Source organism: Altererythrobacter sp. C41 (assembly GCF_016803135.1).
Lineage (GTDB): Bacteria > Pseudomonadota > Alphaproteobacteria > Sphingomonadales > Sphingomonadaceae > Pelagerythrobacter.
Genome location: NZ_JAEVFE010000001.1, coordinates 707,698 through 723,053 on the forward strand (window position 1 = coordinate 707,698; position 15,356 = coordinate 723,053).

The 15,356-nt window shown below is 68.6% G+C and carries 18 protein-coding genes; 10 read left to right on the forward strand and 8 right to left on the reverse strand.

What is annotated here, in order from left to right; all coding sequences use genetic code 11:
• Positions 1–54: 54 nt before the first annotated feature.
• From JNO53_RS03380 to JNO53_RS03390, 3 genes are all read left to right on the forward strand, one after another.
• Positions 55–336, forward strand: a complete 282-nt coding sequence (locus JNO53_RS03380) for a phosphopantetheine-binding protein (RefSeq protein ID WP_203107598.1) — start codon at positions 55–57, stop codon at positions 334–336.
• Between the two features lie 95 nt (positions 337–431).
• Positions 432–1,025, forward strand: coding sequence for a hypothetical protein (locus tag JNO53_RS03385; RefSeq protein WP_338015288.1), 594 nt, complete (start codon positions 432–434; stop codon positions 1,023–1,025).
• Complete coding sequence (locus JNO53_RS03390; protein WP_203107600.1) at positions 1,022–1,798, forward strand: hydrolase 1, exosortase A system-associated; 777 nt, start codon at positions 1,022–1,024, stop codon at positions 1,796–1,798. Before JNO53_RS03385 ends, JNO53_RS03390 begins: the two co-directional genes overlap by 4 nt.
• Here JNO53_RS03390 and JNO53_RS03395 read toward each other — a convergent pair.
• From JNO53_RS03395 to JNO53_RS03405, 3 genes are read right to left on the reverse strand one after another with little or no spacing between them, the layout of a single operon-like run.
• Entirely contained in the window at positions 1,795–2,124 is a 330-nt protein-coding gene (locus tag JNO53_RS03395) for a 2Fe-2S iron-sulfur cluster-binding protein (protein ID WP_203107884.1), read from the reverse strand. The two genes, JNO53_RS03390 and JNO53_RS03395, sit on opposite strands and share 4 nt — an antisense overlap.
• A gap of 2 nt (positions 2,125–2,126) precedes the next feature.
• A complete protein-coding gene (locus JNO53_RS03400) occupies positions 2,127–3,206 on the reverse strand; it encodes a cysteine desulfurase family protein (protein ID WP_203107603.1) in 1,080 nt (359 codons plus the stop codon).
• Between the two features lie 52 nt (positions 3,207–3,258).
• Positions 3,259–4,245 (reverse strand): aminotransferase class V-fold PLP-dependent enzyme, encoded by a 987-nt coding sequence (locus JNO53_RS03405; RefSeq protein ID WP_238401547.1) that lies wholly within the window; start codon positions 4,243–4,245, stop codon positions 3,259–3,261.
• 178 nt (positions 4,246–4,423) lie between these two features.
• On the opposite strand from JNO53_RS03405, the gene JNO53_RS03410 reads away from it, so the two are divergent.
• From JNO53_RS03410 to JNO53_RS03420, 3 genes are all read left to right on the forward strand, one after another.
• Positions 4,424–5,080 carry an alpha/beta hydrolase gene (locus tag JNO53_RS03410; RefSeq protein ID WP_203107607.1) on the forward strand — a complete coding sequence of 219 codons (657 nt, stop codon included), beginning with the start codon at positions 4,424–4,426 and terminating at the stop codon, positions 5,078–5,080.
• 5 nt (positions 5,081–5,085) lie between these two features.
• Positions 5,086–5,556, forward strand: coding sequence for a GFA family protein (locus tag JNO53_RS03415; RefSeq protein WP_203107609.1), 471 nt, complete (start codon positions 5,086–5,088; stop codon positions 5,554–5,556).
• Positions 5,557–5,711: 155 nt separating this feature from the next.
• Positions 5,712–6,386 carry a TonB family protein gene (locus JNO53_RS03420; protein WP_203107611.1) on the forward strand — a complete coding sequence of 225 codons (675 nt, stop codon included), beginning with the start codon at positions 5,712–5,714 and terminating at the stop codon, positions 6,384–6,386.
• A 1-nt stretch (position 6,387) separates the two neighbouring features.
• Here the strand turns inward: JNO53_RS03420 and JNO53_RS03425 are convergent, their stop codons facing one another.
• The gene (locus JNO53_RS03425) at positions 6,388–6,600 is read right to left on the reverse strand and encodes a hypothetical protein (RefSeq protein WP_203107613.1); all 213 of its coding nucleotides are present in this window, start codon (positions 6,598–6,600) and stop codon (positions 6,388–6,390) included.
• Positions 6,601–6,700: 100 nt separating this feature from the next.
• Here JNO53_RS03425 and JNO53_RS03430 point away from each other — a divergent pair, with 100 nt between their 5' ends.
• Positions 6,701–8,554 carry a DUF885 domain-containing protein gene (locus JNO53_RS03430; RefSeq protein ID WP_203107615.1) on the forward strand — a complete coding sequence of 618 codons (1,854 nt, stop codon included), beginning with the start codon at positions 6,701–6,703 and terminating at the stop codon, positions 8,552–8,554.
• Positions 8,555–8,660: 106 nt separating this feature from the next.
• Here the strand turns inward: JNO53_RS03430 and JNO53_RS03435 are convergent, their stop codons facing one another.
• Positions 8,661–8,933: an HU family DNA-binding protein gene (locus JNO53_RS03435; protein WP_119512878.1), complete on the reverse strand. Its 273-nt coding sequence runs from the start codon at positions 8,931–8,933 to the stop codon at positions 8,661–8,663.
• A gap of 200 nt (positions 8,934–9,133) precedes the next feature.
• A complete protein-coding gene (lon, locus tag JNO53_RS03440; protein WP_203107617.1) occupies positions 9,134–11,533 on the reverse strand; it encodes an endopeptidase La in 2,400 nt (799 codons plus the stop codon).
• Positions 11,534–11,995: 462 nt separating this feature from the next.
• Here lon and JNO53_RS03445 point away from each other — a divergent pair, with 462 nt between their 5' ends.
• The 3 genes from JNO53_RS03445 (at position 11,996) to JNO53_RS03455 (ending at position 13,992) form a co-directional block, all read left to right on the forward strand.
• A complete protein-coding gene (locus JNO53_RS03445; RefSeq protein WP_203107619.1) occupies positions 11,996–12,790 on the forward strand; it encodes a phytanoyl-CoA dioxygenase family protein in 795 nt (264 codons plus the stop codon).
• Positions 12,791–12,863: 73 nt separating this feature from the next.
• On the forward strand, positions 12,864–13,373 hold the full coding sequence (locus tag JNO53_RS03450; RefSeq protein ID WP_203107621.1) for an RNA polymerase sigma factor: 510 nt from the start codon (positions 12,864–12,866) through the stop codon (positions 13,371–13,373).
• Positions 13,363–13,992 (forward strand): hypothetical protein, encoded by a 630-nt coding sequence (locus tag JNO53_RS03455; protein ID WP_203107623.1) that lies wholly within the window; start codon positions 13,363–13,365, stop codon positions 13,990–13,992. Before JNO53_RS03450 ends, JNO53_RS03455 begins: the two co-directional genes overlap by 11 nt.
• 33 nt (positions 13,993–14,025) lie before the next feature.
• On the opposite strand, the gene JNO53_RS15500 is transcribed toward JNO53_RS03455, so the two are convergent.
• Both JNO53_RS15500 and JNO53_RS03465 read right to left on the reverse strand, forming a co-directional pair.
• Positions 14,026–14,967, reverse strand: a complete 942-nt coding sequence (locus JNO53_RS15500) for a gliding motility protein GldB-related protein (RefSeq protein ID WP_203107625.1) — start codon at positions 14,965–14,967, stop codon at positions 14,026–14,028.
• Positions 14,968–15,004: 37 nt separating this feature from the next.
• On the reverse strand, positions 15,005–15,346 hold the full coding sequence (locus JNO53_RS03465; RefSeq protein ID WP_203107627.1) for a YbaB/EbfC family nucleoid-associated protein: 342 nt from the start codon (positions 15,344–15,346) through the stop codon (positions 15,005–15,007).
• Positions 15,347–15,356: the final 10 nt, after the last annotated feature.

The window sequence follows — 15,356 nt, forward strand, 5'->3', positions numbered from 1 at the left end:
GCCGAATTGCAGGGCCAAACTGCATGGGCCAAATTTCAGGGGACGAGCCCGAACATGACCGAACTTGCGCCAAGCCGCAGCGATATCGACACAAAGTTGCGCGCGATCCTGCGCGACGTGCTCGGGCTCGATGCGGAGCGAGTCGAGCGCTTCGACGGCGACACCGGCCTGTTCGGCCATCTGCCCGAGCTCGACTCGATGGCCGTCGCCGGCCTGCTGACCGAGATGGAGGACCGTCTCGACATCATCATCGAGGATGACGACGTCGACGGCGAGATGCTGGAGACCTACGGCGGGCTGCTCGCCTTCGCCGAGGCGAAAGTCGTAGAAAACTGACGGGACGTGCTTTCACGACCTGGCCGTGCCCGACCGTCGGGGGCGGCACGCACGAGGAAATCGCGCTCACCTTCGGCGGCAAGCGCGCCGTGCGCGTGCTGGTGCTTCCCGCCTTGTTCGACGAGGCGAACAAGCTGCGGCGGCTGACCGTGGAAGTTATGCAGCGACTCGATGGCGCCGGGATCGACTCGGTGCTGCCCGACCTCCCCGGTTGCAACGAAAGCCGCCAGCCGCTCGAGGCGCAGTCGCTCGACCACTGGCGCCAGTGCGCCGCGGCGGCGGCAGCGCATTTCTCCGCGACCCATGTCCTGACCCTGCGCGGCGGGGTGCTGGCTGCCCCGCCCGAAATGCCCGGCTGGAACTACGCCCCCGTCGCCGGCCGGCAGGTGCTGCGCGCGATGCTGCGTGCCCGCACGATCGCCGCACGCGAGGCCGGCCGTGACGAGACCATCGAAGCGCTCCAGCAGACCGGCCGCAGCGAAGGCGTGGAGCTGGCCGGCTGGCCGCTCGGCCCCGACCTGTTCGCTCAGCTCGAGAGCGCCGCGCCGCAGCCGGACGCGGCTCAGGTCGAGATCGATCAGGGTGCGATCGGCGGAGGGGCCCTCTGGCTGCGCGCCGAACCCGACGAATCGCCCGAACAGGCGGATGCGCTGGCTGCCGCGATCGCAACGGGACTCGCCCCGGCATGAAGCGCCTGCCGCTCACGTTCGCATGCGAGGATTCCACGCTCGCCGGCACGCTCGACACCGCACCGGCGTCGGTCGGCCTGCTGATCGTCAGCGGCGGCAACGAGATCCGCGCGGGCGCGTTCTCCGGCCAGGCGCAGCTTGCCGCGCGCATCCAGAAGGCCGGTTTCCCGGTGTTCCGCTTCGACCGCCGCGGCGTCGGTGACAGCGAGGGCGAGAACCTCGGCTTTCGCAAGAGCCGCAAGGACATCGTCGCCGCGCTCGATGCTTTCCGCGCCATCACACCGCAAATGAACCGCGTGATCGGCTTCGGCAATTGCGATGCCGCGAGCGCGCTGATGCTGGCCAGAGGCGCAGGATGCGATGCGCTGGTCCTGTCGAACCCGTGGACGATCGAGGGCGATGACGACGCGATCCCGCCGCCCGAGGCCGTCCGCGCCCGCTATGCCGAGAAACTGAAGAACCCGAAGGAACTGGCGCGGCTCGTCACCGGCAAGGTCGACCTCGGCAAGCTCGCGCGCGGAATCGCCAAGGCGGCACTGCCTAAATCGGCACCCAGCTCGCTCGCGCAGGAGATCAAGACCGGGCTGGAGGCGTTCGGCGGACCGGCTCGGATCCTGCTGGCAGACGCCGACCGTACCGCCCAGGCCTTTGCCTCCGCCTGGGATCCGGCGGATCAGCGCGTCGCCTACTGCAAGGGCGCGACCCACGCCTATGTCGAACCAGACGCGCGCGAATGGCTTTACCAGCAGTTGCTCGCAGCGCTGCGCGCCTAGATCACGCTCATGTCCCGGCTCTCCACCGGGACGCGCACTTCCAGGCCGTCGAGTTCTTCGGAAAGCACGATCTGGCACGAAAGGCGGCTCGTGCGCTGAACACCCGCCGCGAGATCGAGCATGTCCTCTTCATCCTCGGTAGCTTCGGGCAAACGGGCGAACCATTCGGCGGCGACGATCACGTGGCAGGTCGAGCAGGCCATCTGCCCTTCGCACGTCCCCTCCAGCGGCATTCCCGCCGCCTGCGCCACTTCCAGCAAGGGGATGCCCGGTTCGCCCTCGGCCTCGACCACCCGGCCCTGCGGCGTGACGAAGCGGACGCGCACGCTCACGCGCCCTGCGCCTCCGCCGCGGCGTTGATGAGGCCGGCGGCTTCCTCGATCTCGGCGTGCGTGGTGTAACGGCCGAAGCCGAGGCGGATCGAGCTCTTCGCCTGGGCGTCGGTGAGGCCGATCGCGCGCAGCACGTGGCTCGGCGCGCCCGATCCGCTGGCGCAGGCCGATCCGGCGGAGAACATCACCTCGCGGCAGTCGCTCATCAGCCGCGCGACGTCGAGGCCATCCTTGCGGATATTGAGATTGCCGTGCCAGCGCGCCTCCGCACTGCCGTTGAGCGTCCAGTCGGCGAACAGTTCGCGCGCGCGACGCCAGAGCGCCTCGATATGCGCCGCATCCTCCGCCATGCGGGCCTTCGCAAGCTCCGCCGCCGCGCCAAAGGCAGCGCAGAGCGCGGGGCTCAGCGTGCCCGAGCGGATGCCTTCCTGCAGCCCGCCGGTGACCTGCGGATCGAGCTCCAGCCCGTCGCGCACCCACAACGCGCCGATGCCCTTGGGCCCGTGCATCTTGTGCGCGCTGATCGCGATCATGTCGGCGCCGGCGATCTCCCGCTTGCCGCAGGCCTGGACCGCGTCGCACAGGAACAGTGCGCCGCTTTCCTGCGCGCGGCGATACCACTCGCCGACCGGCTGAACCGTGCCGATTTCGTTGTTGACCGACATGACCGCGATGAGGCCGATGTCGTCCGGCAAATCGGCCGCAGGGTCGGTCAGGCCCTTCTGGTCGACCCGGATCTCCGTCACCTGGCCGAGAGCCCGGGCAGTGTCGCGGACCGAGGCATGCTCGATCGCGGAACAGGCGATGCCGGCCTTTCGGCGTGTCGCCGAACCGCGCATCGCGAGATTGACCGCCTCGCAGGCATTGCCGGTGAAGATCATCCGGCCGCCCGGCGGAAGGAGCGCCGCGACTCGCTCGCGCGCCACTTCGACCGCCGCGGCGGCCTGTCGGCCCATGCGGTGGGGACTGTGCGGGTTGGCGAACCCCATGCCGTCGGGCCCGTCGAGCCAGCGCAGCATGGCCTCGCGTGCTTCGGGCGCGAGCGGGGTGGTGGCTTGGTAGTCGAGATAGATCATGCGGCGCCCTTTGGCATCAATCGCGCGCTTTCGCTATCCTGTCACCGAGGTATTATGCGCTCGCCAGCCTCGCCCAGGCCTCGACAAAGCGGTCGAGTTCGCCCGGCGTCGTGCTCCAGCCGAGGCTGACGCGGATCGTTCGGGCAGCCGTCTCGTCGTCCACCCCGAAGGCCTCGAGCACGCGGCTTTTCTTCAGGGTGCCCGATGAGCAGGCGCTCCCGGCGGAAACCGCAAACCCGATCGCGTCGAGCCGGATCAGCAGCGCCTGCGCGCTGAGAGTGGGATGCGCGAGAGCGAGGATATGCGCGCACTGCACTGCACCGGGCGTGACCCGCCGGTCCGCCAGCGCGGCGGCAAACGATTGCCGCTGTGCCTCGGTCGTCGCCCAGCCCCCCGGCCCGCCCGCCTCAAGAGCGGCAGCGAAGCCGAGGATAGCAGGCAGATTCTCGGTCCCGGCACGATAGCCGCGTTCGTGCCCGCCGATCGGCTCGAGCATAGCGAAGTCGCGTGTCAGCAGAGCGCCGACGCCGACCGGCCCGCCGAGCTTGTGGGCCGAGACGACCGCCATGTCGGCATCCGGCAGCGGCAACTTGCCCACCGACTGCGAGCAATCCGCAAGGAGCAGACCGCCGGCCTCGCGCACGCGGCTCTGCAGCGTGTCGCCTTGCGCCGGCAGGACGAGCGTTCCCGTCTCGGGATTGACCTGCTGCACCGCCACGACTGCGTGGCCGGGCCGCTCCAGCGCGGCATCGAGCGCGCCAGGATCGATCTCGCCGGCCAGCACAGGCAGCACCTCGGCATCGGGCGCCGCGCGGAACACCGCGTCGTGCTCGACCGCCGAGACGATCCGCCGATCGGCCATCGCCCGCTGCAGGGCGATGGCCAGCGCCTCGCTCGCGCCCGAGGTGAAGATCACCTCCCCCTCCCAGCCCAGTGCCGCCTTGACCCGCGCCCGGGCATCCTCCAGCGCGGCCTTGGCCTTGCGCCCTTCCGCATGCGGGCTGGAGGGATTGGCCCAGATGCCGAAGCCCTCCTCCATCGCTGCGCGCGCCTCGGGGCGGAGCGGCGTGGTGGCGGCATGATCGAGATAGATGCGCTCAGGGATGGGGCGGTGCTCGAAAGAATTGCGATTTCGGGTCGCGGCACTATATAGCCACCGACTTCGCGCGCACCACCCGGTCCGCCGCGAAACCAACATCTCCGGCAGGATTTCCCCAATGCCCTCAGTGATCTTTCCCGGCCCCGAAGGCCGCCTCGAAGGCCGTTTCTCCCCTCCCCCGCGCCCGCGCGCGCCGGTGGCGATGATCCTCCACCCGCATCCGCAGGGCGGCGGGACGATGAACGAGCGGATCACGCAGCGGCTCTACAAGACGTTCGTGGACCGCGGTTTCGCCGTGCTGCGCTTCAATTTCCGCGGCGTCGGGCGGAGCCAGGGCAGCTTCGACAACGGCGTGGGCGAGCTGTCGGACGCGGCCGCCGCGCTCGACTGGGTGCAGTCGATCCATCAGGAGGCGCAGACCACCTGGGTCGCCGGCGTCAGCTTCGGCGCGCTGATCGGCATGCAGCTTCTCATGCGCCGGCCCGAGGTTCGCGGCTTCATCTCGATCGCGCCGCCGGCCAACATGTACGACTTCAGCTTCCTCGCGCCCTGCCCGGCCAGCGGCATCTTCATTCAGGGCGCTGCCGACACCGTGGTTCAGCCTGGCGCCGTGACCAAGCTGGTCGAGAAACTGCGCACGCAGAAGCACATCACGATCCATCACGAGGAAATCCCGCGCGCCAATCACTTCTTCGAGAACGAGATTGAGGATCTGATGGCGTCGGTCGACAACTACCTCGACTTCCGGCTCGATCCGGCCTGCTCGATCAAGTGAGCGCGATGCGGCGGCTTCCTGTCACGGCGACGGGCGGCTGCCAGTGCGGCGCGGTGCGATACCGCGCCTCGGCCATGCTCGACAATGCGCACCTGTGCCATTGCCGCATGTGCCAGAAGGCGACCGGCAACCTGTTCGCGGCGCTGGTCGCCGCGCCCGACGATGCCCTCGAATGGACGCGCGGTGCGCCCGCGACCTTCGAGAGCAGCGCCGGGGTCGAGCGCGGATTCTGCGCCCAGTGCGGCACGCCGCTGTTCTACCACGCCCACGCGAACGGGCGCACCAACCTGACCATCGGCTCGCTCGACGATCCGGCCGCCTTCGCCCCGCACTCGCAGATGGGCGCGGAAGCGCGCATGCCGTGGTTCGACACGCTCCCCGCACTCCGCGACGAGGGCGCGACCGAGGCGGGCGATAACGCCGAATGGGCCGCCGCGATCCGGCGTACGAACCGCCAGCACCCCGACCACGACTGACCGCCCGCGCGGCGTTCTCCCCTGTCAGATCGAAATCCGGTTGCGCTCCGCAACGCGAAAGCATTTGGCCGAAACAAAAGTTACGTTGTATCATTCTTCTTGGTGGAGGGAGTGCCTCCGTTCCTCGGAGGCGCATCGAGGAGAGGAGAACGACAATGGCCTATATCGACACGCGCACGCCGCGCGACCGGGCGAAGTCCATCGCCGGGGTGATCGTGGTTCACGGCGCAGCCGCCTATGCCCTGCTGGTGGGGCTGCAGGTCACCGGAATGATCGAGGACGTGCCGAAGCTGACCGGCGAAACGATCGTGGAAGTGCCGATCGAACCCCCGCCACCCACGCCCGAGGTTACGCCAGACAAGCCGTCGACCCCGCAAAGCTACGTCCATGTCCCGCCCAAACCGCTGGACTTGACCGCCGAGATGCCGCCGATCGAAGTGCGTGACGTCCCGCTGCCGCCGATCCCTGACGTGACCACGGACCTGTTCCCCAAGCCGGAGGTCACCCCCGCTGCCCAGGTCACTCCGGCGTTGGATCCGGTCGCGCCCCGCCCGCGCAACGATCCGGGGCAGTGGGTGACCACCGCGGACTATCGCACCATCTGGATCAACCGCGAACTCACCGGCGTCGCCCGTTTCCGGGTCGAAGTCGGCACGAACGGGCGGGTGAAGAGCTGCACGATCACCGGCTCCAGCGGACATTCCGAACTCGATCGCGCCACCTGCGATCTCGTCACCCGCCGCGCGCGGTTCGAGCCCGGCATCGACGCCGCGGGCGCGAAAGCCTCCGCGACCTGGTCCAGCGCGGTATCCTGGCAGTTGCCCGATTGACCTACCCGGCCTGGCTCTGCTCGACCCAGTCGAGCGGGGCCTCGCCTCCCGCGTCGGGCACCGTCCAGATCGCGATGTTGACGAAGCAGATCACCGCCAGCAGGACCATCAGCAGCACCTGCTTGCGCGAGCCGCCCCGGCGCCAGAGGGCGAACGCGCCGACCAGCAGCAGCAGGCCCGCCAGCATGACGATCGACAGCACGGTACCCATCATTCGCGCGATACTCCTCCGCTAACGCCGCCGGCCTAACCGCATCGCACGCCGGCCGCCAGCCGGTTTGACAGCCGGGCGAGCGCGCGTCAGACATTGCGCCATGACCCAAATCACCACCGAAATCACCCGCCGCCAGGCACTTGCAGGCCTCGGCGCCGGCGCCTCCCTGCTCGCACTGGGGGGATGCGAGCGCGTCCTGAGCCAGTCTGCCTCCGCGCAATCCGGCGAAGGCGCCGCGCTGCTGGAGGACGTCGCCTGGAACCTGCTGCGCCACGAACCCGAGCGCGCGACCAGCCTCGGCGTCGACACCGGCGCGCACGCCGCGCTGCGCGCACAGCTCGAAGACCAGTCGCCCGCGGGCCAGAAGGCCTATGCCGAGACGCTGCGCGCCGACCTCGCGCGGGTGCGGGCGTTCGACACCGCCTCGCTCGATGCCGACACGCGGACCAGCTTCGAGGTGGTCGAGAGCGCCTATTCGACCGCGCTGGAAGGGTTCGCCCTGCCCTACGGCGACGTCGCAGTGGGGAGCTGGCGCAATTCGCCCTACGTCGTGATCCAGAACGTCGGCACTTATCTCGACATGCCGCGGTTCATGGACACGAGCCATCCGGTGAAGACCGCCGAAGACGCGCAGGCCTATGTCGCGCGGCTCGAGGCGCTGCCCGCCGCCCTCGACGGCGAGCTCGCACGGATCAAGGAGGCGCGCGGCATGGGGCTCGTGCCGCCTGATTTCCTGCTCGACGCCGCGATCTCGCAGATGGAGCAGTCGATCGCCGAGACCTCCGGCGGGGGCACGATGGTCGATTCGCTGGTCACGCGCACGAAGGAAGCCGGGCTCGCCGGCGACTGGGAGGCGCAGGCGCGCTCGCTGGTGACGGGCCCCGTCACCGAAGCGCTCAAGCGCCAGCTCGAGGAGCTCGAGGCCGAGCGTGCGGTGGCCAAGCCCGAGGCGGGCATGTGGGCCCGGCCGCAGGGTGAGGAGTGGTACGCCTGGGGCCTGCGGGCGGCAACCACGACCACGCTCTCGCCCGACGAGATCCACCAGATCGGCCTCGACGAACTCGACGAGCTGCATGGCCGGATGGACCCGATCCTCAAGGAGATCGGTTACACCACCGGCTCCGTGGGCGAGCGGATGCGGGCGCTGGCGGAAGACCCGCGTTACAAGTTCGCCGAGGGCGATCCGGGCCGCAAGGAGATCATGGACTTCATCCACGAGCGGATCGCGTGGATCACCGCGCAGATGCCGCGCGCGTTCAACACGCTGGTCGATCCCAACCTCGAAGTCCGCCGCCTGCCTCCGGCCGAGGAACCCGGCGCGCCGGGCGCCTACGGCGGCGCGGGCAGCAAGGACGGAACGATTCCGGGGCGGATGTGGATCAACCTCCGTTCGACCGACATGCACCGCAAATACGACCTCGCCGACCTCACCTACCACGAGACGATCCCCGGCCACGTCTGGGAAGGCGAGTATTCGAACCGCCTGCCGCTGATCCGCTCGATCCTTTCGTTCAGCGCTTTCTCCGAAGGCTGGGGTCTCTATGCCGAGCAGATCGCGGACGAGCTCGGCGCTTACGACGAGTTCAAGGTCGGCCGCCTCGGCTACCTCCAGAGCCTCGCCTTCCGCGCCTGCCGCCTGGTGGTCGACACGGGCCTCCACCACAAGCGCTGGACGCGCGAGCAGGGCCGGCAGTTCTTCGTCGAGCGCAATGGCTCGCATCCCGACGAAGTGGCGAGCGAAGTCGATCGCTACTGCTCCTGGCCCGGGCAGGCGTGCGGCTACAAGATCGGCCACAGCGAGATCGTGCGACAGCGCACCCGTGCGCAGGAGGCGCTGGGCGATGCCTACGATTTCAAGGCTTTCAACGACGCAGTGGTGCTCGGCGGCAATGCGCCGCTCGACGTCATGGCGAAGAACGTCGGGCGCTATATCGAGCAGGCCAAGGCGGGCTGACCGCTCGCCCGAACGTCCAAAAAGAAACGCCGCGCTCGTCTTCTGACGGCGCGGCGTGTTCGTTGCGGGCCGCGAGGCGGGCGGCCCGGACGTCAGAGCGGAAGGTTCAGTTCACGCTGTCCTTGAGACCCTTGCCGGCCTTGAACTTGGGCTGATTGGAGGCCTTGATCGTCATCGGCTCGCCGGTACGCGGGTTGCGGCCGGTCGACGCCTTGCGCCGCGCGACCGAGAACGTTCCAAACCCGACCAGCCGCACTTCATCCCCCTTCGACAGGGCCTTCGTGATCGAATCGAAAACGCCCTCGACCGCGTTCGAGGCATCGCTCTTCGAAAGACCGCTGGAATCCGCGACGGCGCTGATCAGATCGTTCTTGTTCATTCTGGGAACCCCCTAAAGTCTCGATGAAAACCGGTTTCGGTGAATCGCCTCCCCGAAAGGGGCGATTTGAACGCGTTTTTGCCGGGGCTGTCAAAGGCAAATCCCGCCGAATACGGATACGTGACAACGATCCGGCACGATTCATCGCAAATCGTGCCGGATCGTCGTGCGGTCGCCGGCGGCGCCGCGTCCGCTTCCGCTCAGTGCGCGGTCGCGGGACGGTCGCCGAGCGGCTGCCCGGGATGGGCCGGCTGGCTGGCGATATCGTCGGCCTCGGTCCATTCGATCGGCGCGGGCACGGCGACGAGCGCCTTCTCCAGCACCTGATCGACATGGCTGACGGGCACGATCTCGAGCCCGTCCTTCACGTTGGCCGGAATTTCGGCGAGATCCTTCACGTTCTCTTCGGGGATCAGGACGGTCTTGATCCCGCCGCGCAGCGCGGCGAGCAGTTTCTCCTTGAGCCCGCCGATCGCCAGCACCCGCCCGCGCAGCGTGACCTCGCCGGTCATCGCCACGTCGGGGCGCACCGCGATCCCGCTCAGCGTCGAGACGATCGAGGTGACCATGCCGATGCCCGCACTCGGCCCGTCCTTCGGCACGGCGCCTTCGGGAAGGTGAATGTGGATGTTCTTGCGCTGGAAGATCGAGGGCTTGATGCCGTAAGCCGGCGCGCGCGCCTTCACGAAACTGAACGCGGCTGCGACGCTCTCGGTCATCACCTCGCCCAGCTTGCCGGTGGTCTTGATCTCGCCCTTGCCCGGCGTGGTCACGCTCTCGATCGTCAGCAGCTCGCCGCCGACTTCGGTCCAGGCGAGCCCGGTGACCGCGCCGACCTGCGGCTCGTCCTCCGAGACGCCGTGCTTGAACTTCCGCACCCCTGCGAACTCGCCGAGGTTGTCGGGCGTAATGGTTACGCTTTCCGCCTTCCCCTCGAGGATCCGGCGCAGCGACTTGCGCGCCAGCCGCGCGATCTCGCGCTCCAGCGTGCGCACGCCGGCCTCGCGAGTGTAGTGGCGGATCAGGTCCCGCAGGCCGTCCTCGGTCAGCTCGAACTCGCCTTCCGCCAGGCCGTGCGCCTCGATCTGCTTGGCGATCAGGTGGCGCTGGGCGATCTCGACCTTCTCGTCCTCCGTGTAGCCCTCGAGCCGGATGATCTCCATCCGGTCGAGCAGCGGCTGCGGCAGGTTGAGGCTGTTCGCGGTGGTCACGAACATCACGTCGCTGAGGTCGATATCGAGCTCCAGGTAGTGATCCTGGAACTTCGAGTTCTGCTCCGGATCGAGCACTTCGAGCAGCGCCGAGGCGGGATCGCCGCGGAAGTCCTGGCCGAGCTTGTCGATCTCGTCGAGCAGGAACAGCGGATTGCTCTTCCCCGCCTTCTTCAGATTGGTGACGATCTTGCCCGGCAGCGAGCCGATGTAGGTGCGCCGGTGGCCGCGGATCTCCGCCTCGTCGCGCACGCCGCCGAGGCTCTGGCGCACGAACTCGCGGCCCGTCGCGCGGGCGATCGACTTGCCGAGGCTGGTCTTGCCCACGCCCGGGGGGCCGACGAGGCACAGGATCGGGCCCTTCAGCTTCTGGGCCCGCGCCTGCACCGCGAGGTACTCGACGATGCGATCCTTGACCTTCTCCAGCGCGTAATGATCCTCGTCGAGGATCGCCTGCGCTTCGGCGATGTCCTTCTTCAGCTCGCTCGTCTTGCCCCAGGGAAGGCCGAGCAGCACGTCGAGGTAGTTGCGGATGACGGTCGCCTCGGCGCTCATCGGCTGCATCGACTTGAGCTTCTTGAGCTCGCTCTGCGCCTTGGCCTTGGCTTCGGCGGAGAGCTCGAGGGTGTCGATCTTCTCCTGCAGCTCGGCGATCTCGTCGCCTTCCTCGCCGTCGCCACCGCCGAGCTCGCTCTGGATCGCCTTGAGCTGCTCGTTGAGGTAGTATTCGCGCTGGGTCTTCTCCATCTGCCGCTTCACGCGGCCGCGGATCCGGCGCTCGACCTGCAGGACCGAGAGCTCGCCCTCCATGAACGAGAGGACCATCTCGAGCCGCTTGAGCGGGTCGCGCTCGGTCAGCACGGCCTGCTTGTCGGAAACCTTGGCGCTGATCGCGGCGGCGATCGTGTCGGCGAGCTGGCCAGCGTCGTCGATCTCCTCCAGATCGTCGCCGGCGCCCTCACCCAGCTTCTTGTTGAGCTTGGCGTACTCGCCGAACTGCTCGACCACCTGGCGCATCATGGCGACGACTTCGCTGCCCGAAGCGGTTTCCGGCTCCAGCACCGAGACCTCGGCGACCATGAAGTCGCCGTTCGGCCTGATCTCCTCCAGCCGCGCCCGCGCGGTGCCCTCGACCAGCACGCGGACCGTGCCGTCGGGCAGCTTGAGGAGCTGCAGCACCTGCGCGACCACGCCCACGTCGTAGAGATCGTCCGCGCCGGGATCGTCGCAACCGGGGTCGAGCTGCGAGAGCAGGAAGATGTCCTTGCTGCCCTCCATCGCCGCTTCCAGCGCCGCGACCGACATGTCGCGGCCGACGAAGAGCGGGACGACCATGCCGGGGAATACGACGATGTCGCGCAGGGGGAGAAGGGGGTGTTGCTGGTTCATGCTGTCAATCCGTCCGTGGAGCGCGGAAGGCGCGCTCCCTTTGGTCCCGGATATGGGAACCCGCCGCGCGGGCCGCAATGCCGGCGATGGCCGAAGCTGTTGACACATGTGACGCGGTGGCTGGGCAAAGTGTCACCTTGTGATGCGAGGTGCAGCGAGCCTGCTCGCGTAGCACGCGCGGGGGAAGGGCGGCGGGTGAGCGGGCGGGACCAAAGCGAGGCGGTGCGACTCGGGATCCGAAAGACGATGGCAAATCGAGGCGATGTAGGAAAATGGTTTTCGGCGGAACTATCCCTCCGTTTGCAACCGGCGCGGCAGACCCCTACTATTGCGGCATGACGTTCATGATCTTCCATCGCGCAGCGGCGTTTCCGCTCGTCTGAGCGGATCGCGATAGCGAACCTGCCGGCGCCGCGATGAGCGGGCGCGGCGAACTTCTGCACATTCGATGGAAAGCACCTCATGACCCCTGACACCACCGCTGCGCCCGATGCCGGCGCAATCGCCTCGTTCCTCTCCGACGGCTTCATCCGCATCGACCGCGCGTTTCCGAAAGCGCTGGCGGAGGAAGCGCGCGCGATCCTGTGGCGCGACACCGGCTGCGACCCGCACGACCGCGCGACCTGGGCCCGGCCCGTCGTCCGGCTCGGCCATTATGCGCAGCCTCCGTTCCGCGAGGCGGCAAACGGCCCGGCGCTCCACGCGGCTTTCGACGCGCTCGTCGGTCCCGGGCGCTGGCTGCCGCCGATGGCGCTGGGCACGTTTCCGGTCCGCTTCCCCTCGCCCGAAAATCCGGGCGACGACGGCTGGCACGTCGACGTCAGCTTCGGCGAGGAAAATCCGGACTTCATGGAATGGCGCGCCAACGTCCACAGCAGGGGCCGCGCGCTGCTCATGCTGTTCCTGTTCTCCGACGTCGGGCCGGAGGACGCTCCGACCCGCATCCGCGCCGGATCGCATATCGACATCGCCCGCCAGCTCGCCCCCGCGGGCGAGGCGGGCCTGACGCTGCGAGAACTCGCTGCCGACGGCTTCGCGGCGTCGGCCCACCGGCCCGAAGTGCTCGCCACCGGCGAGGCGGGTACCGTGTACCTGTGCCACCCGTTCCTGGTCCACGCGGCCCAGCCCCATCGCGGCACCGAACCCCGCTTCATGGCCCAGCCCCCGCTCCTCCCGCGCGAGCCGATCCGGCTAGAGCGGAAGGACGGCGCCTATTCGCCGGTCGAGCAGGCGATCCGGATGGCGATCGGGGCCTAGCGGGCGTCACGTCTTTCGGTCTCGTGTAAGAAATTCCCTCCGCCCTGCTACTAACGGCGCGAAGGTGGGGACGATGACCGACGCCGAACGCAACGGGATTTTCGAGAGCTGGATCGAGGCGCACAAGGCCATCCTGTTCAAGGTGGCGCGCGCCTACGGCGCCACGCACGCGGACCGCGAGGACCTGTTCCAGGAGATCGCGCTGCAGGTCTGGCACTCGCTCGCGGCGTTTCGCGGCGATTCCGCGATTGCGACCTGGATCTACCGTGTTGCGCTCAACACTGCGCTCGCATGGAGCCGGAAGGAGCGCAAGCACGGCCGCGGACGGCAGGACTTCGACGCGGCGACCGCGCTGCTGGTCGCCCCGCCCGAGCGCGACCCGCGGATCGAGTGGATCTACCGGCAAATCGCCGAGCTCGACGAAGTGAACCGGTCGCTCGCGCTGCTGATGCTCGACGGCTTCAGCTACCGCGACATGTCGCAGATCCTCGGCCTCGGCGAGAGCAACGTCGGGGTGAGGATCAACCGCATCAAGGCGGCGCTGGCCGCCCGGCTGGGGAAGGAGCAGACCGATGGACTTTGACCAGATGATGGAGGCCTGGAAGGCGCAGGACGAGCGGCCGCTCTACGGTGTCAACGGCGACCTGCTGCGCCTGGTTCTCCGGAACGAACAGGCCGGCATCCGCCGCGCGCTGCGCTGGGACCAGTGGACGACTTACGCGGTCGGGGGTGTCATGGCGGCGGTCGCACTCGCCTCGCTGTGGGCGTTCCTCCACTTTCGCGGCCTTTCGCTTCAGGCCGTCCTGGCGCTTTCGGCCGGGGTCGGCGCGACCGCGCTATGGATCGGCGCGCTGTGGCTGAGCCGCCGGCGCCAGAGCGTGCGGGAGCGCGAATTCGGCAGCACATTGCAGGACGAGGTCCGCCGCAATCTCTCGCTGATCGACTACCGGCTCTCGCAAGTCGGGCGCTGGAGCAATCTCCTGCTCTGGTCGGCACCGATCGTGGCGAGCGCGTCGCTGATCGTCTGGCTGATCATGGAGATCAACCGGACGGACGACATCTGGCTGACCGCCGGGACGGCCGCCTTCCTGATCATTTCGATCGCGTCGACCACCTATGACAGCAGCCGCGCCGCCCGGAAGGAGCTACTGCCGCGCAGACAGCGGCTGGCCGAGCTGCTGGAGATGCTGAATTCGCGGTGAGGCGGGAGGCCCTGGCGCCCGGCCCTCGGCCGGTCAATCCAGCGCGATGCCCGGATACCACCCGCTTTGTGCCAGGAGCACGCGGGCGTCGCGGGCCTCGATCAGGTCGCGGATCGCGGCACGCTTGTCGGGCGCTCGGCGGTAGTAGGCCTTGGCGATGCGGTAGCCGACCCAGTAGCCGAGCTGCCCGGGATCGTCCGCTGTCGTGTTGTCGAACCAGGCCGACAGGTCGGTCTTGCCGGCATCGGCTAGGAACCGGGTTTCGAGCTCGCGCTCGCGCCCTTCGGCCGAGGCATGGACGGCGACATTGGCGATGCCGCCCGAGATCAGCTCTCCCACGAACTCGGCCACGCCTTCCGCGATCGCGCGCTGGAGCACGGTCGGCTCGCCGGCCACGGGCGGCTGCTGCACGTGAATGTATTCGTGCGCGATCACGTTGACGAAGCGGTCGTCGGCATCGCCGCCGAGCACCTTTGCAGCCAGGTCGGAGCACATCCCTTCGAGCGCGACCTGCACGCCGCGCCCACGCTCGGCGATGGCGATCGGCTTGCCGCGGCTCACCAGGATCGTCACCGGGGGCTTGTCGGCCTCGGGATAGATCTCGAGCAGATTGCGGAATGTCCGCTCCAGCCGGTCGGCGACGCGCGGGAGCGAGGCAAGGCAGGTCCGCGCGTTGGTATAGAGCTCGGGCCTTTCCGCGAGCGCGCGGGCGATGTTCCCCGCATTGACGTTGCGCACCGCGAGCAGGTGGCGCAGACCGGTCGAGCCCCGGTCGAGATAGTCGTGCTGGATCTGTTCGGCGCTGGGCCGCCCGCCGGTGGCTTCGTAGACCTCGTAGAAGCGCGTGACGTCTTCGGTCTGCACCTCGATCGCCGCGGGCGCGGGCGGCGTGTGCGATGGCGGAGCGGGTGAAGCGCAAGCGGCCAGCAGGCACGCCGCGGCGCCCGCGAGGCTCGCGCTCGCGGCGAGTCTCACCCGCGTTCCCTGCGGGATCGCGCCCCGTGCCGCGCGATCACCCCATGCCCGGCAGGTTGAACCCGGGGGGCAGGCCGAGGCCGCCTTGCATCTTCTTCATTTCCTCGCCCGAGACGCGGTCGGCCTTGTCGCGGGCGTCGTTGAAAGCGGCGGTGACGAGGTCTTCGACCATCTGCTTCTCTTCCGGCTTCATCAAGCTCTCGTCGATCTCGACGCGCAGGATGCGGCCCTTGGCGCTGGCGCGGACCTTGACCAGGCCGCCGCCGGCAACGCCTTCGACCTCGATCGCATCGAGCTTGGCCTGCATCTCGCCCATCTGGGTCTGGATCGTCTCGGCGGCCTTCTGCGCGGCCTGGATCATCTCTTCCATCGATTGCATCGGGTAGTCC

Bases quoted from the DNA above. Each gene is read 5' to 3' on its own strand.
- JNO53_RS03435 (WP_119512878.1), bottom strand. From the start codon at position 8,933: ATGAACAAGAACGATCTGATCAGCGCCGTCGCGGATTCCAGCGGTCTT.
- JNO53_RS03405 (WP_238401547.1), bottom strand. From the start codon at position 4,245: ATGGAGGAGGGCTTCGGCATCTGGGCCAATCCCTCCAGCCCGCATGCG.
- JNO53_RS03420 (WP_203107611.1), top strand. From the start codon at position 5,712: ATGGCCTATATCGACACGCGCACGCCGCGCGACCGGGCGAAGTCCATC.
- JNO53_RS03390 (WP_203107600.1), top strand. From the start codon at position 1,022: ATGAAGCGCCTGCCGCTCACGTTCGCATGCGAGGATTCCACGCTCGCC.
- JNO53_RS03430 (WP_203107615.1), top strand. From the start codon at position 6,701: ATGACCCAAATCACCACCGAAATCACCCGCCGCCAGGCACTTGCAGGC.
- lon (WP_203107617.1), bottom strand. From the start codon at position 11,533: ATGAACCAGCAACACCCCCTTCTCCCCCTGCGCGACATCGTCGTATTC.
- JNO53_RS03450 (WP_203107621.1), top strand. From the start codon at position 12,864: ATGACCGACGCCGAACGCAACGGGATTTTCGAGAGCTGGATCGAGGCG.
- JNO53_RS03445 (WP_203107619.1), top strand. From the start codon at position 11,996: ATGACCCCTGACACCACCGCTGCGCCCGATGCCGGCGCAATCGCCTCG.
- JNO53_RS03380 (WP_203107598.1), top strand. From the start codon at position 55: ATGACCGAACTTGCGCCAAGCCGCAGCGATATCGACACAAAGTTGCGC.
- JNO53_RS03400 (WP_203107603.1), bottom strand. From the start codon at position 3,206: ATGATCTATCTCGACTACCAAGCCACCACCCCGCTCGCGCCCGAAGCA.
- JNO53_RS03425 (WP_203107613.1), bottom strand. From the start codon at position 6,600: ATGATGGGTACCGTGCTGTCGATCGTCATGCTGGCGGGCCTGCTGCTG.
- JNO53_RS03410 (WP_203107607.1), top strand. From the start codon at position 4,424: ATGCCCTCAGTGATCTTTCCCGGCCCCGAAGGCCGCCTCGAAGGCCGT.
- JNO53_RS03415 (WP_203107609.1), top strand. From the start codon at position 5,086: ATGCGGCGGCTTCCTGTCACGGCGACGGGCGGCTGCCAGTGCGGCGCG.
- JNO53_RS03455 (WP_203107623.1), top strand. From the start codon at position 13,363: ATGGACTTTGACCAGATGATGGAGGCCTGGAAGGCGCAGGACGAGCGG.
- JNO53_RS03465 (WP_203107627.1), bottom strand. From the start codon at position 15,346: ATGCAATCGATGGAAGAGATGATCCAGGCCGCGCAGAAGGCCGCCGAG.